Source organism: Pseudomonas sp. TH41 (assembly GCF_016650695.1).
Lineage (GTDB): Bacteria > Pseudomonadota > Gammaproteobacteria > Pseudomonadales > Pseudomonadaceae > Aquipseudomonas.
The window spans coordinates 99,277-124,150 of the sequence record NZ_JAEKFH010000008.1 but is presented as its reverse complement, the minus strand read 5'-3'; the positions used below and the strand labels follow the sequence as shown (position 1 = coordinate 124,150).

General features: G+C 59.9%; 22 protein-coding genes and 1 other RNA gene. 5 read left to right on the top strand and 18 right to left on the bottom strand.

Features of this window, described 5'->3' with window-relative positions; all coding sequences use genetic code 11:
* Window positions 1-15 precede the first annotated feature (15 nt).
* Window positions 16-1,518, top strand: coding sequence for a sensor domain-containing diguanylate cyclase (locus JFU37_RS29255; RefSeq protein ID WP_201120597.1), 1,503 nt, complete (start codon window positions 16-18; stop codon window positions 1,516-1,518).
* Window positions 1,519-1,663: 145 nt separating this feature from the next.
* On the opposite strand, the gene lpxC is transcribed toward JFU37_RS29255, so the two are convergent.
* From lpxC to rsmI, 18 genes are all read right to left on the bottom strand, one after another.
* The gene (lpxC, locus tag JFU37_RS29250) at window positions 1,664-2,575 is read right to left on the bottom strand and encodes a UDP-3-O-acyl-N-acetylglucosamine deacetylase (RefSeq protein ID WP_045059296.1); all 912 of its coding nucleotides are present in this window, start codon (window positions 2,573-2,575) and stop codon (window positions 1,664-1,666) included.
* A gap of 112 nt (window positions 2,576-2,687) precedes the next feature.
* A complete protein-coding gene (ftsZ, locus tag JFU37_RS29245) occupies window positions 2,688-3,881 on the bottom strand; it encodes a cell division protein FtsZ (RefSeq protein WP_201120596.1) in 1,194 nt (397 codons plus the stop codon).
* Between the two features lie 69 nt (window positions 3,882-3,950).
* The gene (gene ftsA, locus JFU37_RS29240) at window positions 3,951-5,210 is read right to left on the bottom strand and encodes a cell division protein FtsA (protein WP_201120595.1); all 1,260 of its coding nucleotides are present in this window, start codon (window positions 5,208-5,210) and stop codon (window positions 3,951-3,953) included.
* A 15-nt stretch (window positions 5,211-5,225) separates the two neighbouring features.
* On the bottom strand, window positions 5,226-6,095 hold the full coding sequence (locus tag JFU37_RS29235) for a cell division protein FtsQ/DivIB (protein ID WP_201120594.1): 870 nt from the start codon (window positions 6,093-6,095) through the stop codon (window positions 5,226-5,228).
* 4 nt (window positions 6,096-6,099) lie between these two features.
* Window positions 6,100-7,068, bottom strand: a complete 969-nt coding sequence (locus JFU37_RS29230; RefSeq protein ID WP_201120593.1) for a D-alanine--D-alanine ligase — start codon at window positions 7,066-7,068, stop codon at window positions 6,100-6,102.
* A complete protein-coding gene (murC, locus tag JFU37_RS29225) occupies window positions 7,065-8,525 on the bottom strand; it encodes a UDP-N-acetylmuramate--L-alanine ligase (protein WP_201120592.1) in 1,461 nt (486 codons plus the stop codon). Before murC ends, JFU37_RS29230 begins: the two co-directional genes overlap by 4 nt.
* Window positions 8,518-9,588 (bottom strand): undecaprenyldiphospho-muramoylpentapeptide beta-N-acetylglucosaminyltransferase, encoded by a 1,071-nt coding sequence (gene murG / locus JFU37_RS29220; RefSeq protein ID WP_201120591.1) that lies wholly within the window; start codon window positions 9,586-9,588, stop codon window positions 8,518-8,520. The genes murC and murG overlap by 8 nt, the downstream gene beginning before the upstream one ends.
* Window positions 9,578-10,795, bottom strand: coding sequence for a putative lipid II flippase FtsW (gene ftsW, locus JFU37_RS29215; RefSeq protein WP_446739618.1), 1,218 nt, complete (start codon window positions 10,793-10,795; stop codon window positions 9,578-9,580). Before ftsW ends, murG begins: the two co-directional genes overlap by 11 nt.
* The gene (gene murD, locus JFU37_RS29210) at window positions 10,792-12,138 is read right to left on the bottom strand and encodes a UDP-N-acetylmuramoyl-L-alanine--D-glutamate ligase (protein WP_201120590.1); all 1,347 of its coding nucleotides are present in this window, start codon (window positions 12,136-12,138) and stop codon (window positions 10,792-10,794) included. The genes ftsW and murD overlap by 4 nt, the downstream gene beginning before the upstream one ends.
* Before the next feature lie 5 nt (window positions 12,139-12,143).
* Window positions 12,144-13,226 carry a phospho-N-acetylmuramoyl-pentapeptide-transferase gene (mraY, locus tag JFU37_RS29205; RefSeq protein ID WP_007939841.1) on the bottom strand — a complete coding sequence of 361 codons (1,083 nt, stop codon included), beginning with the start codon at window positions 13,224-13,226 and terminating at the stop codon, window positions 12,144-12,146.
* Window positions 13,226-14,593: a UDP-N-acetylmuramoyl-tripeptide--D-alanyl-D-alanine ligase gene (locus JFU37_RS29200; RefSeq protein WP_201120589.1), complete on the bottom strand. Its 1,368-nt coding sequence runs from the start codon at window positions 14,591-14,593 to the stop codon at window positions 13,226-13,228. The genes mraY and JFU37_RS29200 overlap by 1 nt, the downstream gene beginning before the upstream one ends.
* Window positions 14,586-16,049 (bottom strand): UDP-N-acetylmuramoyl-L-alanyl-D-glutamate--2,6-diaminopimelate ligase, encoded by a 1,464-nt coding sequence (locus JFU37_RS29195; protein WP_201120588.1) that lies wholly within the window; start codon window positions 16,047-16,049, stop codon window positions 14,586-14,588. Before JFU37_RS29195 ends, JFU37_RS29200 begins: the two co-directional genes overlap by 8 nt.
* Window positions 16,049-17,788: a peptidoglycan D,D-transpeptidase FtsI family protein gene (locus tag JFU37_RS29190; RefSeq protein ID WP_201120616.1), complete on the bottom strand. Its 1,740-nt coding sequence runs from the start codon at window positions 17,786-17,788 to the stop codon at window positions 16,049-16,051. The genes JFU37_RS29195 and JFU37_RS29190 overlap by 1 nt, the downstream gene beginning before the upstream one ends.
* Complete coding sequence (ftsL, locus tag JFU37_RS29185; protein ID WP_123425024.1) at window positions 17,788-18,081, bottom strand: cell division protein FtsL; 294 nt, start codon at window positions 18,079-18,081, stop codon at window positions 17,788-17,790. The genes JFU37_RS29190 and ftsL overlap by 1 nt, the downstream gene beginning before the upstream one ends.
* Window positions 18,078-19,025: a 16S rRNA (cytosine(1402)-N(4))-methyltransferase RsmH gene (gene rsmH, locus JFU37_RS29180; RefSeq protein WP_414910003.1), complete on the bottom strand. Its 948-nt coding sequence runs from the start codon at window positions 19,023-19,025 to the stop codon at window positions 18,078-18,080. Before rsmH ends, ftsL begins: the two co-directional genes overlap by 4 nt.
* The gene (gene mraZ, locus JFU37_RS29175) at window positions 19,022-19,477 is read right to left on the bottom strand and encodes a division/cell wall cluster transcriptional repressor MraZ (protein WP_201120587.1); all 456 of its coding nucleotides are present in this window, start codon (window positions 19,475-19,477) and stop codon (window positions 19,022-19,024) included. The genes rsmH and mraZ overlap by 4 nt, the downstream gene beginning before the upstream one ends.
* A 355-nt stretch (window positions 19,478-19,832) precedes the next feature.
* Window positions 19,833-20,186: RNase P RNA component class A (gene rnpB / locus JFU37_RS29170), an RNA gene on the bottom strand.
* 75 nt (window positions 20,187-20,261) lie between these two features.
* Complete coding sequence (gene rsmI, locus JFU37_RS29165; RefSeq protein WP_201120586.1) at window positions 20,262-21,167, bottom strand: 16S rRNA (cytidine(1402)-2'-O)-methyltransferase; 906 nt, start codon at window positions 21,165-21,167, stop codon at window positions 20,262-20,264.
* A gap of 177 nt (window positions 21,168-21,344) precedes the next feature.
* On the opposite strand from rsmI, the gene JFU37_RS29160 reads away from it, so the two are divergent.
* The 4 genes from JFU37_RS29160 (at window position 21,345) to JFU37_RS29145 (ending at window position 24,791) form a co-directional block, all read left to right on the top strand.
* Entirely contained in the window at window positions 21,345-23,156 is a 1,812-nt protein-coding gene (locus JFU37_RS29160; protein ID WP_201120585.1) for a penicillin-binding protein activator, read from the top strand.
* Window positions 23,156-23,518: a YraN family protein gene (locus tag JFU37_RS29155; RefSeq protein WP_201120584.1), complete on the top strand. Its 363-nt coding sequence runs from the start codon at window positions 23,156-23,158 to the stop codon at window positions 23,516-23,518. Before JFU37_RS29160 ends, JFU37_RS29155 begins: the two co-directional genes overlap by 1 nt.
* A gap of 104 nt (window positions 23,519-23,622) precedes the next feature.
* Window positions 23,623-24,216 (top strand): phosphoheptose isomerase, encoded by a 594-nt coding sequence (locus JFU37_RS29150; RefSeq protein ID WP_201120583.1) that lies wholly within the window; start codon window positions 23,623-23,625, stop codon window positions 24,214-24,216.
* Window positions 24,213-24,791 (top strand): BON domain-containing protein, encoded by a 579-nt coding sequence (locus tag JFU37_RS29145; protein WP_201120582.1) that lies wholly within the window; start codon window positions 24,213-24,215, stop codon window positions 24,789-24,791. The genes JFU37_RS29150 and JFU37_RS29145 overlap by 4 nt, the downstream gene beginning before the upstream one ends.
* The last annotated feature ends 83 nt before the right edge of the window (window positions 24,792-24,874 follow it).

The following is a 24,874-nucleotide window of genomic DNA, read 5'->3' as shown; positions in this document are numbered from 1 at the left end:
GAAGACATCAGCCCCATGACCGCAAGCCGGCCCTCTTACGTTTCAGGCAAAACCGGGCGACCTGAGCTCATGGTGATCCTCGGCAGCTCGCTGACTGTCATCGCCATTCTCGGCATTGTGGCCTTTCTACTGATCCGCGAACACGCCAACGCCGAACAGGAAGCCACACGCAGCGCAACCACCATCGCGCAGTTGATCGACGCCGACGTCCTGCGCACCGTTGAACTCTACGACTTGACCCTGCAAGGCCTGATTGCTGCCGCGCAACGAGACGATCTGAAACAGGTTTCACCGCAAATCCGCCATTTGGTGCTGTTCGATCGCTCCACCACGGCACGCTTCAAGGGCGACGTCCTGTTGCTGGGCAAGCACGGCGAGGTGCTGGCCGACTCATCGTCGATTGAACCCAAACCGGATAATTTCGCTGATCGAGACTACTTCCTCGCCCATGTCGTCAATCGCGACACAGGGATGTTCATCAGCCGACCGTTCAAGCCCCAGTGCGACTGCGAAGACAGCGACGAATGGCGGATCAGTTTCAGCCGGCGCATTTCCTCGCCCACTGGTGAATTTCTGGGGGTGGCGGTGGCCTCCATGCGCCTGAGTTACTTCGACCAGTTGTTCAACAGCCTGAACATTGGCACTGGCAGCACGCTGAACATCATCAATGACGACGGTATTTTGCTCGCGCAAAAGCCCTTCCTGGAAAACAACTCAATCGGTAAAAGTTTCGCCAACCGCCCCAATGTCATGCGCGTCTTGCGTGAGGGCAATGGCAGCTTCAGCAGCGTTTCGAGCATTGACCATCGGCGACGCCTGTACACCTTTTCCAGGGTCGGCAACCTGCCCTTGACGGTGATTGTCGCCCTGTCCGGCAATGACGTGTTCGCCACCTGGGAGCGCACGGCAATCGTGATCAGCGGCGCCACCGGCGTGTTGTGCATTGGTCTGCTATGGCTGACCTGGTTGCTCTGTCGGGAACTGCGTCTACGCCACAACGCCGAACAGGAATTGGAGCAGTTGGCGGCCACCGATTCCTTGACCGGTGTAGCCAACCGCCGGACGCTGGACCACACCCTGCGCCATGAGTGGTTTCGCGCCCAACGTACCGGCAAACCACTGTCGTTGCTAATGATCGATGCCGACCATTTCAAGGCCTTTAACGATCAGCATGGCCATCAGGCCGGCGACGATGCGTTGCGCGCCTTGGCCAAGGTGATCTCCGAGAACGTGCGGCGACCGGCGGATCTGGTTGCCCGTTACGGGGGTGAGGAGTTTTCGGTGATCCTGGCGGAAACGGACTGCGCGGGTGCGCAGCAGATTGCCGAATACATCCGCGTTGCGGTGGAGCAATTACCGTTTTTGGCAGGCGTTGAATCGCCGATTACTGTCAGTATCGGTATCAGCACCTGGACCACAACCAGTGATACCAACCTTGAGCAGTTGCTGTTTGCGGCAGACAAGGCGCTGTATCTGGCGAAGGAAAGTGGGCGGAATCGGGTGATCGCCACGACATGAAGATCAAAAGATCGCAGCCTGCGGCAGCTCCTACAGTTGAAATGCGTTCCCCCTGTAGGAGCTGCCGCAGGCTGCGATCTTTTGATCTTCGTGCATAAAAAAAGGCCACCCGAAGGCAGCCTTTAAAAACTAGAGAGGTTTTTGCTTACACGGCCGCAACTGGGCGCATGTAAGAGATCGGTGCAGTGCTGGCGTCTTCGAAAGTCACGACTTCCCAAGCATCTGTCTGCTCAATCAACTTGCGCAGCAGCTGGTTGTTCAATGCATGTCCGGACTTGAAGCCCTTGAACTCACCAATCAGGCTATTGCCCAGCAGGTAGAGGTCACCAATTGCATCGAGGATCTTGTGCTTCACGAATTCGTCTTCATAGCGAAGGCCGTCTTCGTTCAGTACACCATCCGCGTCGACCACAATAGCGTTTTCAACGCTGCCGCCGAGTGCGAGGTTGTGCTTGCGCAGGTACTCGATATCACTCATGAAACCAAAGGTACGGGCGCGGCTGACTTCTTTTACGAACGAAGTGCTGGAAAAATCCACGCTTGCACTTTGTGTGCGGTCACGGAAAACCGGGTGATCGAAATCGATCTCGAAGCTCACTTTGAAGCCTTCGAAAGGGACGAAAGTGGCGCGCTTGTCGCCGTCTTCCACTGTCACTTCCCGCAGGATCCGGATGAACTTCTTGGCAGCGTCCTGTTCTTCCAGGCCCGCCGATTGAATCAGGAATACGAAAGGTCCAGCGCTACCATCCATGATTGGAACTTCGGACGCGGAGAGCTCGACGTAGGCGTTATCGATGCCCAGGCCAGCCATGGCCGAGAGCAAGTGCTCTACCGTATCCACTTTGGTGTCACCACTGACCAATGTGGTCGACATCGTGGTTTCACCAACGTTTTCCGCGCGGGCAGGAATTTGCACCACAGGGTCGAGGTCGGCACGACAAAACACAATGCCGGTGTCGATAGGTGCAGGCTTGAGGGTCAGGTATACCTTCTCCCCGGAATGCAGGCCTACACCTGTGGCACGGATAATATTTTTCAGTGTGCGTTGTTTAATCATGGCTTGGGCCGCTTCAGCGCAAATTGCGAACTGGTATCAACAAAGGCTGGCGATGATAGCAGACCAGACCTTTGCTGAACACCAATCACCTTCATAGCCCTGATACATTCCATTAATCGGCCTGACGACGCAGGAAAGCCGGGATGTCCAGGTAGTCCAGGTCATCTTGCGGATTCATCTTCGCGGCAGTCGCAGCACCGGCCTGAGCCTGGTTGCGCATGACGGTCGGACGGTCCAGGTCACGGTAGTTTACCGCTGGCGCTTCCTGACGAGTAGGTGCCGATTGCTGCGGCTGGGAGGCCATGGAGGTGTGGACGGTATTGTCGATAACCTTCACAGGCTTCTCGATTTTCGCGCCCAGACCGGTGGCAACCACAGTCACGTGCAGTTCGTCGCGCATGTCCGGATCGATAACGGTACCGACCTTGACCATTGCGTGCTCGGAAGCGAAGGCTTCGATGATGCTACCCACGTCGGAGTACTCACCCAGAGACAGGTCAGGACCGGCGGTGATGTTCACCAGGATGCCGCGTGCACCTTGCAGGTTCACGTCTTCCAGCAGCGGGTTGCGAATGGCCGCTTCGGTGGCCTCACGTGCACGGTTCGGACCGCTGGCGCAGCCAGTGCCCATCATCGCCATGCCCATTTCGCTCATCACGGTACGCACGTCGGCAAAGTCGACGTTGATCATGCCCGGACGCTTGATGATGTCGGAGATACCGCGAACGGCGCCGGCCAATACATCGTCAGCCTTGGCGAAAGCCGACAGCAGGCTGGCGTCCTTACCGAGGATGGTCAGCAGCTTCTCGTTGGGAATGGTGATCAACGAGTCGACGCTTTCAGACAGCAGACGGATACCTTCGTCGGCGATCTGCATACGCTTGCGGCCTTCGAACGGGAACGGACGGGTCACCACCGCAACGGTGAGGATCCCCATTTCCTTGGCCACTTCAGCAATGATTGGCGCAGCACCGGTACCGGTGCCACCGCCCATGCCGGTGGTGATGAACACCATATTGGTGCCCTGCAGGACTTCGGCAATGCGCTCACGGTCTTCGAGAGCGGCCTGACGACCTACTTCAGGGTTGGCGCCAGCGCCGAGACCTTTGGTCACGCCGGTGCCCAGTTGCAGGATGGTCCGCGCGCCAATGCTTTTCAGCGCCTGGGCATCAGTGTTGGCGCAGATGAATTCAACGCCTTCAATGTTGCTCTTGACCATGTGGTTGACGGCGTTGCCGCCGCCTCCGCCAACACCGATAACTTTAATAACCGGGCTTGCGGGGATGTTGTCTACGAGTTCGAACATTTTCCCTCTCCTTTGATTCTCTAGTTTTTCGCCTACTGCCTGTTTCTACAACGGTGCTGCGGTAAATCTTTAGAAGTTGCCTTGTACCCAGCTCTTGATGCGATCGAGCAAGGCGGCTTTCGGTTCGTCGTTGCTGTAGCTGTCGCGACTGCTGATGCCCGAGAACGAAACCCCGTCGGACTGCTTCTGCAGGCCGTACATCAACAAGCCAACTCCCGTGGAATAAATCGGGTTGCGGACCACGTCGTCCAGGCCCTTGACGCCATGCGGCACGCCCAGGCGGACCGGCATGTGGAAGATTTCCTCGGCCAGTTCGGTGGCGCCTTCCATCTTCGATGTACCGCCAGTCAGCACGATGCCGGCCGGGATCAGGTCTTCGTAGCCGCTGCGACGCAGCTCGGCCTGGATCAGCGTGAACAGTTCGTCGTAACGAGGCTCGACCACTTCGGCCAGGGCCTGACGGGACAGCTCGCGCGGTGGACGATCGCCAACGCTTGGGACTTTGATGGTTTCGCCGGCACCGGCCAGTTTGGCCAGGGCGCAGGCGTAGCGAATCTTGATTTCTTCGGCGTACTGGGTCGGCGTGCGCAACGCCATCGCGATGTCGTTGGTCACCTGATCGCCCGCAATCGGGATCACCGCGGTGTGACGAATCGCGCCTTCAGTGAAGATCGCGATGTCGGTGGTGCCGCCGCCGATATCAACCAGGCACACGCCCAGCTCTTTCTCGTCGTCGGTCAGCACCGAGTACGCGGAAGCCAGCTGCTCGAGGATGATGTCGTCGATTTCCAGACCGCAACGGCGCACGCATTTTTCAATATTCTGTGCGGCGTTGACGGCGCAGGTGACCACATGGACCTTGGCTTCCAGGCGTACGCCGGACATGCCCAGCGGCTCACGAACGCCTTCCTGGTTATCGATCACGTAATCCTGCGGCAGGGTGTGCAGCACGCGCTGGTCAGCCGGGATCGCCACAGCCTGGGCGGCATCAAGCACGCGCTCAAGGTCGGCCATACTGACTTCGCGATCACGAATCGCCACGATGCCGTGGGAGTTCAGGCTGCGGATGTGATTGCCCGCCACACCAACGAACGCCGAGTGGATCCGGCAACCGGCCATCAGCTGTGCTTCTTCGATCGCGCGCTGGATCGACTGCACAGTGGACTCGATGTTCACCACCACGCCTTTCTTCAGGCCACGGGACGGATGCGTACCGATCCCGACGATTTCCAGCGTGCCGTCGTCCGACACCTCGCCTACCAGCGCCACCACTTTGGAGGTGCCGATATCGAGACCGACGATCATTTTGCCGCTTTGCACGTTTGCCATGGGTCCTGCCTCTTCTTAATTCTTCGCGACAGCGGGTTGGGCTGTCGTGGGCGCTACAGGTTCCCGCCAGCCAACAGCGAGGCCGTTGGCGTAGCGCAGATCGATGCGCGCAATGTTCGTAATCTGTTCTTTAAGCGTCTTGTCGTAGATGGCAATGAAACGGCGCATCTTTTCCACCAGGTTGCCGCGACCCAGCAGCAGCTCGATCCCCGGGCCCGCACTGCCTGCGCCGGTGGTCAGGAACCAGCTGCCTCGTTCACGCAACTCCAGGCGTGCAATCGAGAAGCCCAACGGCCTGAGCATCTGGCTCAGCACCTGGTATTGCTGCATCACTTGCTGCTGAGCCCGCTGTGGGCCGAACAGCTGTGGCAAGTGTTCGTAGTTCGCCAGCTCGCGCGGGGTGAACGCCTGGCCCTGGTTGTTCAACAGCGATTCGTCGCCCCAACGGGCCACTGGCAGTTGTTCTTCCAGGCGGATCACCACTTGATCCGGCCACACCCTGCGCACTTCGGCATGGGCAATCCATGGCATCTGTTCCAGCTCGGTGCGCATGCTCGCCAGGTCGATGGTGAAGAAGCTCGACGCCACGTACGGGGCGATCCGCTGCTGCACCGCTTGCTGGCTGATGTAACTCAAATCGCCCTGCACGTTGATCTTGGTGATCGGGCGGTCGGCGTATGGCAGCAAACGCTGCGCGCCTACATAAGTACCAAAGCCCAGCGCCACCAACAGCACTGGCCAGAACAGGCTTTTCAGAAAACCAAAATTGGCTTTCGGCAGGCGCACAGACATCGGCTCTTTGGCCACCATTCGGCTGGCTCCCCGAGGCACCGGCTTGCGGCCGGGTGCTGGGGGTGGCTGATGTCTTAGCTGAGCGCCTTGCATGGTCTTAACCTCGCGGCTCGTTGTTGCCGGCAATGCTGGCGGCCAGAATCGCCAGAACCAGTTGCTGGAAATCCAGGCCGGCGGCACGGGCCGCCATCGGCACCAGACTGTGATCGGTCATGCCCGGTGCGGTGTTGACTTCCAGGAACCAGAACTGCCCGTCGGCGTCCTGCATCACGTCTGCCCTGCCCCAACCGGCGATACCCAGCGCCTCACAGGCTTTCGCCGTCAGGTCCATGAGTTCCTTTTCTTTGTCGCTGTCCAGGCCACACGGAATCCGGTACTGGGTATCGGAAGCCACGTACTTGGCGTCGTAGTCGTAGAAGCTGTGCGTCGTGCCCAGGGCAATCGGTGGCAACACCTGGTCACGCAGGGTAGCGATGGTGAACTCCGGACCTTGAATCCATTGCTCGACCAACACTTGCGAATCGTAGGTACTGGCCGCTTTCCAGGCGTCGATCAATTCAGACGCGGAAGTCACTTTGGCCATCCCGATACTTGAACCTTCATGGGCCGGTTTGACGATCAAAGGGAAGCCCAGTTCCGTGGCCGCCGAAATACAATCGGCCTCGTTGCTCAATACCGCGTGACGTGGCGTCGGGATGCCCAAGCTGTGCCAGACCTGTTTGGTCCGCAGCTTGTCCATCGCCAGCGCCGAGGCAAGAATGCCGCTGCCGGTGTACGGAATGCCCAGGCATTCGAGCAGGCCCTGCATGCTGCCGTCTTCACCGCCACGACCGTGGAGAATGATGAAGGCGCGGTCGATCTTTTCGTTCAACAGACGCTGCAGAAGGTCATCGCCCACGTCGAGACCGAACGCGTCCACACCGGCGCTTTGCAGCGCGTCGAGAACCGCGTTACCCGACTTCAAGGAAACCTCACGCTCGGCACTCTTGCCGCCGAACAGCACGGCGACGCGGCCGAAGTCTTTCGGCGCGAGGGTGGAGACGAGGTTGGCGTAAGCAGCAGTCATTTCAACTTCCCCACACTTGGCGCAGCAACGGCGCCAGCAAACAACGGACTATTCAACAGTTTTGGCGCGAGGCCGCCGATATCACCAGCGCCCTGGCACAGCAGGATGTCGCCGGCACGCAGCAGCGGCTTGACCACCGGCGGGAGGTCGACACCACGCTCGATGTAGATCGGATCGAGCTGGCCGCGCTGGCGGATGCTGTTGCACAGCTTGCGGCTGTCAGCGCCCGGAATCGGCTCTTCACCGGCCGGATACACTTCCATCAACAGCAGCACGTTGGCGTCGGCCAGTACATTGACGAAATCGTCGTACAGGTCGCGGGTGCGGCTGTAACGGTGCGGCTGATACACCATCACCAGACGGCGATCCGGCCAGCCACCGCGGACGGCTTTGATCACGGCAGCGACTTCGGTCGGGTGGTGACCGTAATCGTCGACCAGCATCACGCTGCCACCCTCTACCGGCAATTCGCCGTAGACCTGGAAGCGTCGACCGACACCCTGGAACCCGGACAGGCCCTGGACGATGGCTTCATCGCTGACGCTTTCGTCGGAAGCGATGCAAATGGTGGCCAGCGCGTTCAATACGTTGTGGTTACCCGGCATGTTCACCGAGACATCCAGCGGCTCGCGATCAGGACGCAGCACCGTGAAGAAGGTCTGCATGCCTTGCTGGCGCACATTGATGGCGCGCACGTCACAGTCATCGCCGAAGCCATAAGTGACCGTCGGACGTTTTACCAGCGGCAGGATTTCACGCACCACCGGATCGTCCAGGCACACCACCGCCAGCCCGTAGAACGGCAGGTTGTGAAGGAACTCGACGAAGGTTTTCTTCAGTTTGTTGAAGTCACCGTCGTAGGTCGCCATGTGGTCGGCGTCGATGTTGGTGACCACGGCCACCAGCGGTTGCAAGTGCAGGAAGCTGGCATCGCTTTCGTCGGCTTCGGCAATCAGGTAGCGGCTGGTGCCGAGCTGGGCATTGGTGCCCGCCGCATTCAGGCGGCCACCGATGACGAAGGTCGGGTCCAGGCCACCGGCCGCGAACACCGAAGCGATCAGGCTGGTGGTGGTGGTTTTGCCGTGGGTACCGGCGACGGCGATGCCGTGGCGGTAGCGCATCAGCTCAGCCAGCATTTCAGCGCGCGGCACCACCGGAATCCGGCGCTCCAGTGCGGTGGCAACTTCCGGGTTGGACGTATTCACCGCACTCGACACCACCAGCACGTCCGCAACAGCAGCGTTCTCGGCACGGTGACCGATGAAAATCTGCGCCCCGAACGATTCCAGGCGCTCGGTCACTGGCGAGGCTTTCAGGTCGGAACCGGACACGTCATAGCCCAGGTTCAACAACACTTCGGCAATCCCGCACATGCCCACGCCGCCGATACCGACGAAGTGGATGCGACGGATGCGGCGCATTTCCGGTTGCGGCATGGCTTTCTGATTCTCAACCATGGGCCACCTCCAGGCAGGTATCGACCACGTTACGGGTGGCATCGGGTTTGGCCAGACGGCGGGCCGCAGTGGCCATGTCGGTGAGTCGTTGTGGTTGCATCAGGACCTCGGTCAGGCGCGCGGCAAGATCCGCTGCGCCAGTCGTTCTTTGCGGCATCAGGAAGGCAGCGCCTTCACGGGCCAAATAATCGGCGTTGCGGGTCTGGTGATCGTCGATCGCATGGGGCAAAGGCACCAGCAACGAGGGCAGACCGGCGGCGGCCAGTTCACTGATGGTCAGCGCGCCTGCGCGGCACACCACCAGGTCGGCCCAGCCATAGGCTTGGGCCATGTCTTTGATGAAAGGCTGCACTTGCGCCTCGACGCCAGCCGCGCGATAGCGCTCTGCAGTCACTTCATCGTGGTTTTTGCCGGCCTGATGAAACACTTCCGGGCGCAGGTCGGAGGCGACTTGCGACAGGGCTTCAGGCAGCAACTTGTTCAACGGTTCTGCGCCCAGGCTTCCGCCCAGAATCAGTAAACGCGCCTTGCGACCCGCCAGGGCAGGTCGCGGTGTGTCGAGGAACAGCTCGGTGCGCACCGGGTTACCGGTGGTCCGACGGCTGTCCGACAGGGTAAAGGTGTCGGGGAACGCTTCACACACTCGGGCGGCCAACGGCACCAGCAACCGATTGGCGGTACCGGCCACGGCGTTCTGCTCGTGAACAATCACCGGCACGCCGGCCAGTTTGGCTGCGACGCCACCAGGACCGGTCACAAAACCACCGAAACCGACCACACACACCGGCCGCAGCTGGCGAATGATCGCGCGCGCCTGCCAGATGGATTTGAGCAACATGAACGGCGCCTTGAGCAGCGACAACTTGCCCTTGCCGCGCAGTCCGCTGGCATTGATCCGGTGCAGCTCGATGCCGGCCATTGGCACCAGGTCGTTCTCGATGCCACGCGGTGTCCCGAGCCAGTGCACGGTGTAACCGCGGGCCTGAAATTCACGAGCGCAAGCCAGCGCCGGGAACACGTGGCCCCCGGTACCGCCCGCCATGATCAATACGTTAGCGCCCATGGTTCGGCTCCTCGGCGAAGTCGCTCTCATGGAACTCCATCTCTTCACTGCCGAGGTGGGTTCGGCTCTCCCACTCAATGCGCAGCAACAAACCGAGACAGGCGCAGCAAATCACCAACGAACTACCGCCATAACTGAGGAACGGCAGCGTCAGACCTTTGGTGGGCAGCAGTCCAACGTTCACCCCAATGTTGATCAGGAACTGACCAATCCACAGGAACGACAAGCCGTACGCGATGTAGGCGGCGAAGAATTGCTTGGCCTTCTCGGCCCAAAAACCGATGTACATGCCGCGAATACAGACAAAGACGAACAGCGCTACGGTGCACAAAGAACCCACGGCGCCGAGTTCTTCGGCCAGGACCGAGAACACGAAGTCGGTGTGGGCTTCCGGCAGGTAGAACTGCTTCTGCACGCTATTGCCCAGGCCAACGCCCAGCCATTCACCGCGACCAAAAGCGATCAATGCCTGGGACAACTGATAGCCGGCACCGAACTGGTCGGCCCACGGATCGGCAAAGTTGGTCAGGCGCGCCATTCGATACGGCTGCACTTGAATCAACAACACCACCGCCGCAACCGCCAGGACAACCATCAAGGAAAAACGGAACAGCCCGACCCCGCCGAGGAACAGCATCGCCGCAGCCGCCCCCATCATCACGACGGTGGCACCGAAGTCCGGCTCCATCAGCAACAGACCCGCCATTGGCAGCAGAACGATGAAAGGCTTGAAGAAGCCCATCCAGCTTTCACGCACTTCTTTCTGGCGGCGCACCAGATAGCCGGCGAGGTAGATCACCACAAACACCTTGGCGATCTCTGAAGGCTGAACGTTGAAGAAACTGAAACCGATCCAGCGCATCGAACCGTTCACTTCACGGCCGATTCCCGGGACGATCACCATCACCAGCAAACCGAACGCCCCCAGCAGCATCAGCCAGCCCAGGCGTTGCCAGGTGGCAATCGGGATCATCATGGTGATGATGCAGGCACCGAGGCCGAGCACGATGTAAATAAGGTGGCGAATCATGTAATACAGCGCACTGCCCGACTGCACCGCCGCGACTTCGGTCGAGGCCGATGCAATCATGACCAGCCCCAGACCGAGCAAGGCCAGACAGCCAGCGAGCATCGGAAAGTCGAGGTCGATACCGCGCCCGGTAATGATCGGCGACGGATACGGCTTGATGATATTTTTCAGGCTCATGCCAGATCCTCCACAGCGCGGACGAACTGGTGACCACGGTCTTCGTAATTCTTGAACATGTCGAAACTGGCGCAGGCCGGCGACAGCAGCACCGCATCGCCCGGTTCGGCGAGGACGCGGCATTGCGCGACGGCTTCATCCAGCGAGCTGACGCGAACCAACGGTACGGCATCGCCGATGGCCTGGCCGATCAAGTCGGAGTCACGACCCATCAACACCACGGCGCGGCAGTTGGCCGCCACCGGATCACGCAGGTCCTTGAACTCGGCCCCCTTGCCGTCGCCACCGGCGATCAGCACGAGTTTGCCCTCGATGTCCGCGCCCAACCCTTCGATAGCCGCCAGTGCGGCGCCTACGTTGGTGGCTTTGGAATCGTTGTAGTAGCTCACGCCATTCAGATCGCGAACCCACTGGCAGCGATGCTCAAGCCCGGCAAACGTACGCAGGCTCGAGAGCATGGCGTCGAATGGCAGGCCAACCGCATGGCCCAAGGCCAATGCCGCCAGTGCGTTGGACTGGTTGTGGGCGCCGCGAACTTTCAACTCGCGCACCGGCATCAGGTTCTGGAACTCGAAGGCCAGGTATTTCTCGCCATCTTCTTCGCGGATACCGAACGCCTTGAAATCGGGTTTGCTCAAACCGAAGGTCCAGCATGGCTGACCTTCACCTATTAACGGACGGCTCAGGGCATCCTGGCGGTTGACCACAAACTGCCTGGCGCCACGGAAGATCCGGTGCTTGGCCAGATGATAGGCCGGCAGGCCGCTATAGCGGTCCATGTGGTCTTCGCTGACGTTGAGCACCGTCGCCACTTCAGCGCCGAGGTGGTCGGTGGTTTCCAGCTGGAAGCTCGACAGCTCCATCACGTACAGCTCGACGTCATCGCTGAGCAGGTCCAGCGCTGGCGTGCCGAGGTTGCCGCCGACGGCGACACGCTTGCCGGCCGCGGCCGCCATCTCGCCGACCAGGGTGGTGACGGTGCTTTTCGCGTTGGAACCGCTGATGGCGACAATCGGCGCTTTCGCGTTACGCGCGAACAGTTCGATGTCGCCGGACAATTTCACGCCACGGGCGGCGGCAGCCTGCAGGGCCGGGGTTGCCAGCGCCAGACCAGGGCTGACGTAGAGTTCATCGGCGCGGCACAAGAACTCAACGTCCAGCTCGCCACAACGCACCTCCACGTGCGGATAGTCACGCTTGAGCGTGGCCAGTTCCGGTGGATTTTCCCGCGTATCGGCGACAGCAAACGACGTGCCCCGATTCGCCAGGAAGCGAACCAGGGACATGCCGCTCTTGCCGAGGCCGACAACGATGCGGAAGTGGTCAGAAGCGATCAGAGACACTCGTTCTACCTCAGCTTCAGGGTGGCAAGACCGATCAGCACGAGAATCACGGTGATGATCCAGAAACGGACGATCACGCGCGGCTCGGGCCAGCCCTTGAGTTCAAAGTGGTGGTGAATCGGCGCCATGCGGAATACGCGGCGACCGGTCAGTTTAAAAGAAGCGACCTGAATGACGACGGAGAGGGTTTCCATCACGAACACACCGCCCATGATGAACAGGACGATTTCCTGACGGACGATCACTGCGATGGTGCCCAAGGCTGCGCCCAACGCCAATGCCCCGACGTCGCCCATGAAAACCTGTGCCGGATAGGTATTGAACCAGAGGAATCCGAGGCCGGCACCGATCAACGCGCCGCAGAACACGATCAGCTCGCCCGCGCCCGGCACATAAGGAATCAGCAGGTATTCAGCAAATTTCACGTTACCCGACAGGTAGCAGAAAATGCCCAGCCCGCCGCCCACCATCACGGTCGGCATGATCGCCAGGCCATCGAGGCCGTCGGTCAGGTTGACCGCGTTGCTGGAGCCGACAATCACGAAATAGGTCAGGACGATGAAGCCGGCGCCCAGCGGAATGCTGTAGTCCTTGAGCATCGGCAGGATCAGGGTGGTTTCCACCGGTGTCGCTGCGGTCATATAAAGGAAGATCGCCGCGCCCAGGCCAAACACCGACTGCCAGAAGTACTTCCAGCGGCTCGGCAAGCCACGGGAGTTCTTCTCGATTACTTTGCGGTAGTCGTCGACCCAGCCGATGGCGCCGAACAGCAGGGTCACCAACAACACGACCCACACGTAACGATTCGCCAGGTCAGCCCAGAGCAAGGTGCTGACACCGATGGACGACAGAATCAGCGCGCCGCCCATGGTCGGGGTGCCTGACTTGGAGAGGTGCGATTGTGGACCGTCGTTGCGAACGGATTGACCGATCTGACGGTTCTGCAAAGTACGGATCATCCACGGGCCATAGCACAGCGACAAAACCAGCGCGGTCAGCACACCGAGAATCCCGCGCAGGGTCAGGTACTGAAAGACCGCGAAGCCTTTGTAGAACTGTTGCAGATACTCCGCTAGCAGCAGCAGCATTAATGTTTCTCCAGGCTGGTCCCGCACAAAGCGGCGACGATGTTTTCCATCGCGGCGCTGCGCGAGCCCTTGATCAAAATGGTGGTGTTTGTGTCTTGCTCGGCGCCGAGGGCCTTGATCAGTTCAGCCTGAGTGGTGAAGTGATAAGCCTGCTCGCCGAAAGCGTTGACGGCGTGAGCCATCATTGGCCCGACCGCGTAAAGCGCGGAAACCTTGCCACGGGCGTATTCGCCCACGTCGCGGTGCCCCTGCTCCGCCCACTCGCCCAACTCGCCGATATCCCCGAGCACCAGAACGGTACGGCCGGAAAAGCCGGCGAGTATATCAACGGCGGCGCACATTGAGGTGGGGTTCGCGTTGTAGGTGTCATCAATCACGCGCATGCCATTGGTGGCCAGTTGCGCGACAGTACGGCCCTTCACAGGTTGTACCGCGCCGAGGCCGGTGGCGATGCCGAACAGCGACACGCCCAAGGCATGAGCGGCAGCGGCGGCGGCCATGGCGTTGGCAACGTTATGGGTGCCGAGCAGGTTCAGTTGAACGCGCTCCACACCGTCAGGACTGTGCAGGTTGAAGGCCGGGCAACCGCGAGCGTCGCGATCCAGATCGCTGGCATAGAAATCGGCGCGGACGTTGCTCAGGGCGAAGGTCAGGATTTTGCGACCGGCGGCGCGGGTCTTCCAGATCTCGAATGCCTTGTCGTCAAGGTTGAGAACGGCGACGCCATCGGCACCCAGCCCTTCAATAATCTCGCCTTTGGCTTCAACGATTTTTTCCGGCCCGCCAAACTCGCCGACATGGGCGGTCCCAGCGTTGTTGAGGATGGCCACGTGCGGCTTGGTCATGCCGACGGTGTAGGCAATTTCGCCGAGTCGCGATGCGCCGAGCTCGATGACTGCCGCGGTGTGTTCCGGCGCCAGTTCGAGCAGGGTCAGCGGAACGCCAAGGTCGTTGTTCAGGTTGCCACGGGTCGCCAACACCGGACCACGGGTGCGCAGGATGCTTGCGAGCATTTCCTTGACCGTGGTCTTGCCGCTGGAACCGGTAATGGCCGCCACCGGATGGGTGTAAGCCGCACGGTTCAGCGCGCCCAGCTGACCGAGCGCCTGACGGGTATCTTTCACCAGCAATTGCGGCAGCGTGCTATCGGCGACTTCGCGCTCGACCAATGCGGCTACGGCGCCTTTTGCGGCAACGTCATTGAGATAGTCATGACCATCGAAGCGCGGGCCGGTCAGGGCAATAAACAGCTGGCCTGGTTTGATCGCGCGACTGTCGATGCTGACACCGTCGAAGCTGGCATCGGCAGTCAGTAGACGGGCATTCAGCGCGCCAGTCAGCTCGCTCAGTTTCAAGACTTTAAGCATGGGCCACCTCCCACGCAGTCAAGGCGTGATCGGCTTCGACCAAATCGGAGAAAGCGTGACGTTCGCCGTTGATTTCCTGATAGTCCTCGTGACCTTTGCCAGCCAGGACAATCACGTCATCCGCCGAAGCGCTGGCGATCAATTGCGCTATCGCCTGGCCGCGGCCAGCGACGAAGGTCACTTTATCCATCGCCGTGAAACCGGCACGGATGTCATCAAAAATCACTGCCGGGTCTTCAGTGCGCGGGTTGTCGTCGGTGACCAGCACGCCATCGGCCAGACGCTCGACCACTTCAGCCATCAGCGGACGCTTGCCGCGATCGCGATCGCCGCCGCAACCGAACAGGCACAGCAAACGACCTTTGGCGTGAGGACGCAGGGCCGTCAACACTTTCTCCAGCGCATCCGGGGTGTGGGCGTAATCGACCACCACCAACGGCTGAGAACCGCCGCCGAGACGCTGCATCCGGCCGGCCGGGCCTTCGAGTTTCGGCAGGACCTTGAGGATTTCGTCCAACGCGTAGTCCAGACCGAGCAAAGCGCCGACAGCTGCCAGCACGTTGCTCAAGTTGAAGCGACCGAGCAAGGTGCTGCGCAAATGGTGCTCGCCTTGCGGCGTGACCAACGTGGCGCGCACACCCTCGTCGTCGAACTGCGCTTCGCGGCAATAAAGGTAGGCGTTGCTGTCGAGCAGGCTGTAGGTGATCAGCCGCGATTCGCGTTTTTCGGCGGCCAGCTGCCGGCCAAAATCGTCGTCGAGGTTAACCACCCGGCACTTCAATTCGCTCCAGTCAAACAGCTTGGCCTTGGCTTCACCGTAGGCCTGCATGGTGCCGTGGTAATCCAGATGATCGCGGGACAGGTTGGTCATCACCGCGACATTGAACGCCAGCGCGGTCACGCGGCCCTGATCCAGGCCATGGGAAGAGACTTCCATGGCCACGGCTTTGGCGCCGGCTTTTTTCAGGTCGGCAAGGGTCGCTTGCACGGCAATCGCATTCGGCGTGGTGTGCAAGCCACTTTCCAGCGCGCCGTAGAAACCGGTGCCCAGCGTACCGACGATGCCACAATGTTGGCCGAGCAGGTCAAGCGCCTGGGCAACCAATTGGGTCACGCTGGTTTTGCCGTTGGTGCCGGTCACGCCGACCAGGTTCAAGTGACGGCTCGGATCACCGTAAAAACGCCCGGCGATGTCCGACAACTGCGCCGCCAGGCCTTTGACCGGAATCAACGGCACATCGGTAATGGGCAGCACGGTGGCGCCCTCGACTTCATACGCCACGGCAGCAGCGCCGCGTTGCAAGGCGTCGGCGATGTGCGCGCGACCGTCGAACTTGCCGCCAGGGACGGCGAGAAACAGATCACCAGCCCGCACGTTGCGACTGTCGAGCGCCAGTTCGCGAATCAACAGATCACGGCCGGCATGGGCGAAAATTTTATTCAGACTCAGAGACATCAGCCGCGCCCTCCATTGGCTTTCAGCGGAACGACCGGTGTTGCGTTAGCTGTTTGAGTGGGCGGCAGGTTGTCCGGGGTGATGTTCATCAGGCGCAAGGTCCCGGACATCACTTTGCTGAACACCGGCGCTGATACCAGACCACCGAAGTAACCGGCCTTGGTCGGTTCGTCGATCACCACCACGATCGCGTAACGCGGATCGCTCATAGGCCCGAAGCCGGCGAACAGCGAGCGGTAAGAATTCTCGGCGTAGCCCTTGGTGCCCACCGACGTTTTACGTGCAGTACCCGACTTGCCGGCCACGTGATACGCCGGCACCTGCGCGCGGAACACACCACGCGGCGCTTCGATCACTTGGGTCAGCATCCCTTGCATGGTTTTCGCGACGGCTTCTGGCAGCACTTGCGTGGTCTGCGGCGCCTTGTCGGTTTTGATCAGGGTCAGCGGCGCGATGCGACCATTGTTGGCCAGCGCCGAGAAGGCGTGCACCAACTGGATCGCAGTCACGGAAATACCGTAGCCGTAGGACAGCGTGGCGGTTTCAGCCTTGCGCCATTCGCGGTAGTTCGGCAGGTTTCCGACGCGCTCGCCCGGGAAGCCGAGGCCGGTGTCCTGGCCGAGACCGACTTTCTGCGCCAGGCGGAAAATCGTCTCGCCGCCGATATCGAACGCGACCTTACTCATGCCGACGTTACTGGAGTTGATCAGAATGCCGGTCAGGTCGAGCACCGGACCTTCGGTCTTCGATACGTCCTTGATGGTGTACTTACCAATCTGCAAGCTGCCCGGGTACACCTCGACGGTGTCGCTTGGTTTCCAGCGCCCGGTTTCAATCGCGGCGCTCATGGAGATCGCCTTCATGGTCGAGCCCGGCTCGAACACGTCGATCATCGCGCGGTTGCGCATCATCGCCGGTTGCAGGTTGCGACGGTTGTTCGGGTTATAGGTCGGCTGGTTGACCATGGCGAGGATCTCGCCGGTCTTCACGTCCATGATCACCAGGCTGCCGGCCTTGGCGCCATTCTCGATGATCGCGTTGCGCAGCTCGCGGTTGGCCAGGTATTGCAGGCGCAGGTCAATGGACAACGCCAAGGGCTTTCCGGCCTTGGCGTTTTTGGTGACCTGGACATCTTTGATAAGTCGACCGCGCCGGTCCTTGATGACCTGTCGCTTGCCGGCGACCCCGGCCAGCCATTCATCATAGGCCAGTTCGACACCTTCACGACCATGGTCGTCGATGTCGGTAAAACCAACCATGTGCGCCGTCACTTCACCGGCCGGGTAGAAACGCCGGAATTCTTCGATGCCGTAAACGCCCGGGACTTTCAGGTCGAGCACGGACTGACCTTGCTCAGGCGTGAGCCCGCGCACCAGATAGATAAATTCTTTGTTGGCCTGAGCTTCGAGACGTTCGGCCAGGGCTTTAGGGTCTTGGCCCAGTGCCGCCGCCAGAGCAGGCCATTTCTCTTTGGCCAGCTGCATTTCCTTGGCGTTGGCCCATAGCGTGGTCACCGGGGTGCTGACGGCCAAAGGCTCGCCGTTACGGTCGGTGATAAGACCACGGTGAGCCGGAATCGGAATATGACGAACGCTGCGTGCGTCGCCCTGGCCTTTCAGGAAGGCTCGGTCGACCACTTGCAGATCGATGATGCGCCAGGAGATAGCCGCGACCATGATACCGAGCAAGCCCAACACCACGCGGAAACGCCATGGGAACATTGCGCCTTCGAGCTTCATCATGGCGCCACCATCCGCACTTCAGCTGCGCCAGGAATGCGCATCTTCAGTTGCTCGGTTGCCAATACTTCTATTCGGCTGTGGGCGGTCCAGGTGCTTTGCTCGAGAATCAAACGGCCCCACTCGGCCTGTGCCTTGTCGCGCACGCTCAGCTCGTTGTATAGCGAGTTCAACAGTTGACGGTTCCAGTGGGCGCTGTAGGACACCCCAATCGCTGAAACGAGCACGGCAAGAAACAACAGCAGCATGAAAAAGCTTCCGCCGGGAAGTGGCTTGGCGAAAAGCTTGCTCACCGCAGCTTCTCCGCGACACGCATGACAGCGCTACGGGAACGTGGGTTGGCTTTGAGTTCGGCCTCGGAGGCGGACTGCGCTTTGCCATGGATTTTGATGATCGGTTCGAAGGCGACGTGACGGACCGGCAGGTTGCGCGGCAGATTGTCGGCTTCGCCTTTAACCAGTTTGCGCATGAACAGTTTGACGATGCGGTCTTCGAGCGAGTGGAAGCTGATGACCACCAGACGGCCGCCCACTTCCAGGCATTCCAGCGCGGCTTCGAGGCCGGCTTCCAGATCGCCCAGTTCGTTGTTGACGTGAATACGCAAGCCCTGGAAGGCACGGGTCGCCGGGTTCTTGCCCTTTTCCCATGCAGGGTTGGCGACTTTCAAGACTTCAGCGAGGTCGGCAGTGCGCTCGAACGGCTTGATGTCGCGACGCTCGGCCACGGCACGGGCCATGCGACCAGAAAAACGCTCTTCGCCGTATTGCTTGAACACGCGGGCGATTTCTTCCACCGGCGCAGTGTTAACGAATTCGGCGGCGCTGATCCCGCGGGACGGGTCCATGCGCATGTCCAGCGGACCATCATTGAGGAAACTGAAACCGCGCTCAGGGTCGTCGAGCTGTGGCGACGACACGCCAAGGTCGAGCAAAATACCGCTGACCTTGCCGTCCAGGCCGCGCTCGGCCACTTCCGAACCGAGTTCGGCAAAGCTGCGCTGCACAACGACAAAGCGGCCGTCTTCGGCCGCTAGCGCTTGCCCGGTGGCAATCGCTTGAGGGTCTTTGTCGAACCCGAGCAACCGACCATCAGGGCCAAGCTGGCTGAGGATCAATCGGCTGTGTCCGCCGCGTCCGAACGTGCCATCCAGATAGCAGCCATCAGGGCGTACGGCGAGAGCCTCCACGGCTTCGTCAAGCAGTACGGTGATGTGGTTAAAGCCGCTATCAATAGTCACAGGATCAAATCACGCAGTTCATCAGGCATAGCGCCCGGTTGTTGAATAGCAGCCAGGTCAGCGGCAGAAACCGCATCCCAGGCATCCTCGTCCCACAATTGGAACTTGTTCAGTTGGCCTACCAACATCGCGCGCTTATCCAACTTGGCATATTCACGAAGACGCGGCGGAACCAGAAAACGACCACTGCCATCGAGCTCGAGGTCGACGGCATTACCAATCAGCAAACGTTGCAGGCGGCGGTTCTCTTCGCGAAGCGAAGGCAGTGCGCGCAGTTTGGTTTCAATAATTTCCCACTCATCGAGCGGGTAAACACACAAACATGGATCAACGGCATCAATTGTGATGATCAGCTGACCGGAACTACGCGAAACCAGCTCGTCACGGTACCGGCTCGGCATAGCGAGACGGCCCTTTGCATCGAGACTGATAGCGTTGGCTCCGCGAAACACGACAGCGTTTCTCCAAATATTAGCGTTTTGCGTTTAAAAAACCCACTTTATGCCACTTTCCGCCACTTGTGCACACTATAGGAATGCGGCCACCGCAGCGTCAAGGCGCGGATTAAAGGAAAACCCTTACAGAACTGAGATTTAGGAGCGTATCGGGAGGGGTAACGAGAATCTGGCGGATTAAACTGCCCAATAACTTGAATCAGCACAGAAGGCTGCGTTCAGAAGTTAAAGTAGTTTGTTAAGAGTAAGATTTTTTCGGTATTACGAAAGTGCTTCTGCTGATGATTTTGTAAGGAGGGAAATAGCCATTACCAACACCCTGCTCAATGCTTCAAACAGGGGGAGAAAAAAGGTGGAGAGTCGATCTGTAAGCCGGGTTCTGTCTTGAACAGTCATTCGTCTACGATGGCCATCACTGGACATCTTTAGCAACCTACCCGGTCCCAGCGCGGGCCACGCCTTGGGACCCTATTTGGTCTTGCTCCAAGTGGGGTTTACCTAGCCACGAACTGTTGCCAGACGTGCGGTGCGCTCTTACCGCACCTTTTCACCCTTACCGGCGCCGAAGCGCTTAGGCGGTTATTTTCTGTGGCACTTTCCGTAGGCTCACGCCTCCCAGGCATTACCTGGCACTTCGCCCTATGGAGCCCGGACTTTCCTCCCCCCCCTAATTTTCATAGAGGGCAGCGACTGTCCGATCGACTCTCCGCCGCGAAGGTTAACGGCAGATCGACCGAAGAACAAGCGCTAAACGCCTTTAGACCTGCCGGTGCGTCGGGTTTTACTCGCCTTTCTGTTTATCCAGCGCGACCTGGTAGAGAACATTCTTACGCTCGCCGGTAATTTGGGCCGCCAAGGCTGCGGCACGCTTGAGCGGCATCTCTTCGAGCAACAGATTAAGGATGCGCATGGCTTCACTACTGACGGCGTCTTCAGTCTCGGGAGCCGACCAGCCCGCTACCAACACCACGCACTCGCCCCGCTGTTGATTGCTGTCCGACTCGACGAACTCACGCAACTCGGCCAGTGGCAAACCTTTGAGGGTTTCGAAAGTCTTGGTCAGTTCGCGCGCCAGCAACGCCGGGCGTTCGCCACCGAATACCAATTCCATGTCTTGCAGGCATTCGAGGATCCGATGCGGAGCCTCGTAGAAAATCAGCGTGCGCGGCTCTTCCTTTACCAACTCGAGACGAGCACGTCGCCCGACCGCTTTGGCCGGCAAGAAGCCTTCAAAGATGAACCGGTCGGAGGGCAAACCCGCCGCCGACAACGCTGCGATCAATGCACAAGCACCCGGCACAGGCACAACATTGATTCCGGCAGCCCGGGCCTGTCGCACCAAGTGATAGCCCGGATCGGAAATCAACGGCGTGCCGGCGTCAGAGATCAACGCCACATCGTCACCGGCGAGCAGACGGGTGATAAAGCGACTACCTTCATCCCGTTCATTGTGTTCATGGCACGCTGCCAGCGGCGTGGGAATACCGAAATGCTGCATCAGTCGCTGGGAGTGACGGGTGTCTTCGGCAGCAATCAGGGCGACGTCACGCAGGATTTTCAGCGCACGCGCACTGATGTCGTCCAGGTTGCCGATGGGCGTCGCCACCACATAAAGCGAGCCAGCAGCGGAATTCAAAGCACCTGGAGCAGTCAAAGCGCACACCTCATGATCGGTAAAAGCGGCCATTGTAGCGCGTAGCGACGTTTGCGATATGTGCAAGCCATCCTCGGTTTTTCAGCCTTTTGTGCAGCACTGCAACATTTCCACGAGCTAAATTGATCGATTCACGCCAGTAACATCGCGCCCCGGCCAGTGCTTGGGTACAATTCCACGCTAATTTGATCGAGTATCAGGAACACTTACATGATCGCTTGCCTGCGGCTGTTCACTGCCCTCTGCCTCGCTGCCTTGCTAGCGGCTTGCGCCAGCTCGCCCTCCTCCAGCCTTGGCGAACTTCCACGGACCCCGGATGCCAGTATCGAGCAACTGCTCGAGCAGGCCACTCAAAGCAAAGATCCGGAAAAAGCCTCGCTGTTGCGCCTGAGCGCAGCAGATCTGGCCTATCGTCAGGGTAATGCCGGCCAGTCCGCGCAAATCCTGCAACAAGTGCCCATCGAACAACTCAAGCCTGGCCCGCAGGTTTTTGCCAGTACCCTGGCGGCCGAACTGGCCCTGACCCGCAATCAACCGAAAGCGGCGCTGACTGCGTTGAGCCACCCAAGCCTGCAACGCCTGAGCGAACTGCCTGCCGAGCAACAGGTTCGGACCGGCACCGTGCATGCACGCGCGCTCGAAGCCGATGGCCAGACCCTGGCAGCTGCGCGGGAACGCATTTTTATCGCTCCGATGCTCAGCGGCGAAGCGGCCAACAAGAACCACGAAGCAATCTGGACCCTGATTGCATCGCTGCCCACCGATCAATTGCATCCGACCACCACCGATGACCTCGGCGGCTGGATGGGCCTGGCGCTGGCAGTGAAATCCGCCGGCACTGTGGAACAGCAGCAAGCCGCGATCGATAACTGGCGTGCCCAGAACCCCAAGCACCCGGCCGCTATTCAGTTGCCGCTGCCACTGACCAAGCTCAAGGAACTGGCCAGCCAGCCCCTGGGCAAGATCGCCCTGCTCCTGCCGCAAGACGGCCCGCTGGCGTCGGTCGGCAAAGCGTTGCGTGAAGGTTTCATGGCCGCTCACTACCAGGCGCAACAAGCCGGGCAGAAGCCACCAGCCATCGAGTTCTATGACAGCTCGCACCTGACATCCATGGATGAGTTCTATCGCAAGGCGCAGGCTGACGGCGTGCAACTGGTCGTCGGCCCGCTGGAGAAGCCGCTGGTCAAACAGCTCAGCTCTCGTCCGCAACTGCCGATCACCACCCTGGCGCTTAATTACAGCGAAGGCGAACAAGGTCCGGCCCAGCTGTTCCAGTTCGGTCTTGCTGCCGAAGACGAAGCCCGCGAAGTATCCCGTCGCGCTCGCGCCGACGGCCTGCACCGCGCCGCCATCATGGTGCCGAAAGGCGAATGGGGCGACCGTGTACTCAGGGCGTTCAGCCAGGACTGGCAAGCCAACGGTGGCAGCATTGTCGCTACCGAACGTGTCGATCAGCCGGTTCAACTGGCCCAGCAGATTGCTGACATGTTCCAGCTGCGCCAGAGCGAAGGCCGCGCCAAGAGCCTGCAAAGCACCGTCGGCTCGCAGATAGCTGCCCAGCCTTCGCGCCGCCAGGACATCGAGTTCATCTTCCTGGCTGCGACCCCGCAACAGGCCCAGCAGATCAAACCAACCCTGAACTTCCAGTACGCAGGTGACGTGCCGGTTTACGCCACATCCCACGTATTCAGCGCCAGCGGCGACGTGAACCAGTACAACGACATGAACGGCATTCGCTTCTGCGAAACCCCATGGTTGCTGGACGCCAATGATCCGCTGCGCAAACAAGTCACCGCACAATGGCCGCAAGCCGCGGGTAGCCTGGGCCGCCTGTATGCAATGGGCGTCGACGCCTATCGCCTGGCACCGCGCCTGGGCCAACTCAAGGCTCTGCCGGACAGCCGCATCGAAGGTGAGTCGGGCAGCCTGGGGATGACTCAGAACCAGCGCGTCGTACGTCAGCTGCCTTGGGCACAGTTCGTCAATGGACAGGTCCAACGTCTGCCGGACACCCCGCGCTAATGCCCGACAGGTCACGCCAGCAAAGCGGCAAGGATGCCGAGCGCCATGCGCTCGAGCATCTTCAACAACAGGGACTGCGCCTGCTGGCGCAGAACTGGTTGTGTAAACGCGGCGAGCTTGATCTGGTCATGCTTGATGGCGATACAGTAGTATTCGTTGAAGTTCGCTACAGAAAAAATACTCAATGGGGTGGCGCGCTCGATAGCATCGATGGGCGCAAACAGCAGAAATTGATATTTGCCGCGCAGTATTTTCTTCAACGCGAGTCGCGCTGGGCCAATTCCCCTTGCCGTTTCGACGTGGTTGCCATCGACAGCAACCTCGATCAGTTGAACTGGTTGCAGAATGCCTTCGACAGTTGATCGCGCGCGTCACGAACCGGACACTCTCACCCAACACTTTTGCTCTTTGCTTTGCGGGCTGCACATTCTTGTGCCGAGTAGCCGCGCTAATTAAGGTCACACAGATGGACATGCAATCCCGAATTCGCCAGCTTTTTCAGGCCAGTATCGACACCAAGCAACAGGCGATGGAAGTACTTGCACCGCACATCGAGCAAGCCAGCCAGGTCATGGTCAACGCCCTGCTCAACGAAGGCAAAATGCTCTCTTGCGGCAACGGCGGCTCCGCCGGTGATGCCCAGCATTTTTCGTCCGAACTGCTCAACCGTTTCGAACGTGAACGCCCGAGCCTGCCAGCCATCGCGCTGACCACCGACAGCTCGACGATCACCTCGATCGCCAACGACTACAGCTACAACGAAATCTTCTCCAAACAGATCCGCGCCCTTGGCCAGCCGGGTGATGTATTGCTGGCGATTTCTACCAGCGGCAACTCGGCAAACATAATTCAAGCGATCCAGGCCGCACATGATCGCGAAATGGTTGTCGTAGCATTGACGGGACGCGATGGCGGCGGCATGGCATCGCTGCTATTGCCCGAGGATGTCGAAATTCGCGTACCGGCCAACGTCACCGCACGTATTCAAGAAGTCCACCTGCTGGCGATCCATTGCCTTTGCGACTTGATCGACAGCCAACTGTTCGGGAGTGAAGAATGACCCCTAATCGCCTAAGCCTTCTGGCCTTGACACTGTGCCTCGGCATCAGCGGCTGCACCTCGGTGGTTAACTACAGCCGTGAAGCACCGATTGAAGATGACCGTGGCACGCGCACCCTCGGTAGCAAGATCGATGACTCCCTGATCGATACCAAGGTCGGCGTGAACATCGCCAAGGCTGATCCGGCCCTGGACAAGGACTCCCACATCGTCGTCACCAGCTTCAACGGCGTCGTGCTGCTCGCCGGCCAAACCCCGAGCGCAGACCTCAAGGCCAAGGCCGAACAGGCCGCTGCCGCTGTTCAGCGCGTGAAGACGGTGCACAACGAACTGCAGGTGCTGCCACCCTCCGGCTTCCTTGCCCGCCAGAACGACAACTGGCTGACCTCCAAGATCAAGACCCAGATGCTCACCGACCCGAACATCCCTGGCTCGCGCATCAAGGTTGTTACCGAGAACGGCATCGTCTACCTGCTGGGCCTGCTGACCAAGCAGGAAGCCGCTCAAGCCACCAACCTGGTGCAAGGCGTTTCCGGCGTGCAGAAGATTGTGAAGTTGTTTGAATACATCGACTGATCCCTGATCGACTGACACCTGTAGGAGCGAGCTTGCTCGCGATGAACTTGAGAGCAACGCGTTTATTCATGAAGAACGCGTTA

Bases quoted from the DNA above. Each gene is read 5' to 3' on its own strand.
- JFU37_RS29255 (WP_201120597.1), top strand. From the start codon at position 16: ATGACCGCAAGCCGGCCCTCTTACGTTTCAGGCAAAACCGGGCGACCT.
- lpxC (WP_045059296.1), bottom strand. From the start codon at position 2,575: ATGATTAAACAACGCACACTGAAAAATATTATCCGTGCCACAGGTGTA.
- ftsZ (WP_201120596.1), bottom strand. From the start codon at position 3,881: ATGTTCGAACTCGTAGACAACATCCCCGCAAGCCCGGTTATTAAAGTT.
- ftsA (WP_201120595.1), bottom strand. From the start codon at position 5,210: ATGGCAAACGTGCAAAGCGGCAAAATGATCGTCGGTCTCGATATCGGC.
- JFU37_RS29235 (WP_201120594.1), bottom strand. From the start codon at position 6,095: ATGCAAGGCGCTCAGCTAAGACATCAGCCACCCCCAGCACCCGGCCGC.
- JFU37_RS29230 (WP_201120593.1), bottom strand. From the start codon at position 7,068: ATGACTGCTGCTTACGCCAACCTCGTCTCCACCCTCGCGCCGAAAGAC.
- murC (WP_201120592.1), bottom strand. From the start codon at position 8,525: ATGGTTGAGAATCAGAAAGCCATGCCGCAACCGGAAATGCGCCGCATC.
- murG (WP_201120591.1), bottom strand. From the start codon at position 9,588: ATGGGCGCTAACGTATTGATCATGGCGGGCGGTACCGGGGGCCACGTG.
- ftsW (WP_446739618.1), bottom strand. From the start codon at position 10,795: ATGAGCCTGAAAAATATCATCAAGCCGTATCCGTCGCCGATCATTACC.
- mraY (WP_007939841.1), bottom strand. From the start codon at position 13,226: ATGCTGCTGCTGCTAGCGGAGTATCTGCAACAGTTCTACAAAGGCTTC.
- JFU37_RS29200 (WP_201120589.1), bottom strand. From the start codon at position 14,593: ATGCTTAAAGTCTTGAAACTGAGCGAGCTGACTGGCGCGCTGAATGCC.
- JFU37_RS29195 (WP_201120588.1), bottom strand. From the start codon at position 16,049: ATGTCTCTGAGTCTGAATAAAATTTTCGCCCATGCCGGCCGTGATCTG.
- JFU37_RS29190 (WP_201120616.1), bottom strand. From the start codon at position 17,788: ATGAAGCTCGAAGGCGCAATGTTCCCATGGCGTTTCCGCGTGGTGTTG.
- rsmI (WP_201120586.1), bottom strand. From the start codon at position 21,167: ATGGCCGCTTTTACCGATCATGAGGTGTGCGCTTTGACTGCTCCAGGT.
- JFU37_RS29160 (WP_201120585.1), top strand. From the start codon at position 21,345: ATGATCGCTTGCCTGCGGCTGTTCACTGCCCTCTGCCTCGCTGCCTTG.
- JFU37_RS29155 (WP_201120584.1), top strand. From the start codon at position 23,156: ATGCCCGACAGGTCACGCCAGCAAAGCGGCAAGGATGCCGAGCGCCAT.
- JFU37_RS29150 (WP_201120583.1), top strand. From the start codon at position 23,623: ATGGACATGCAATCCCGAATTCGCCAGCTTTTTCAGGCCAGTATCGAC.
- JFU37_RS29145 (WP_201120582.1), top strand. From the start codon at position 24,213: ATGACCCCTAATCGCCTAAGCCTTCTGGCCTTGACACTGTGCCTCGGC.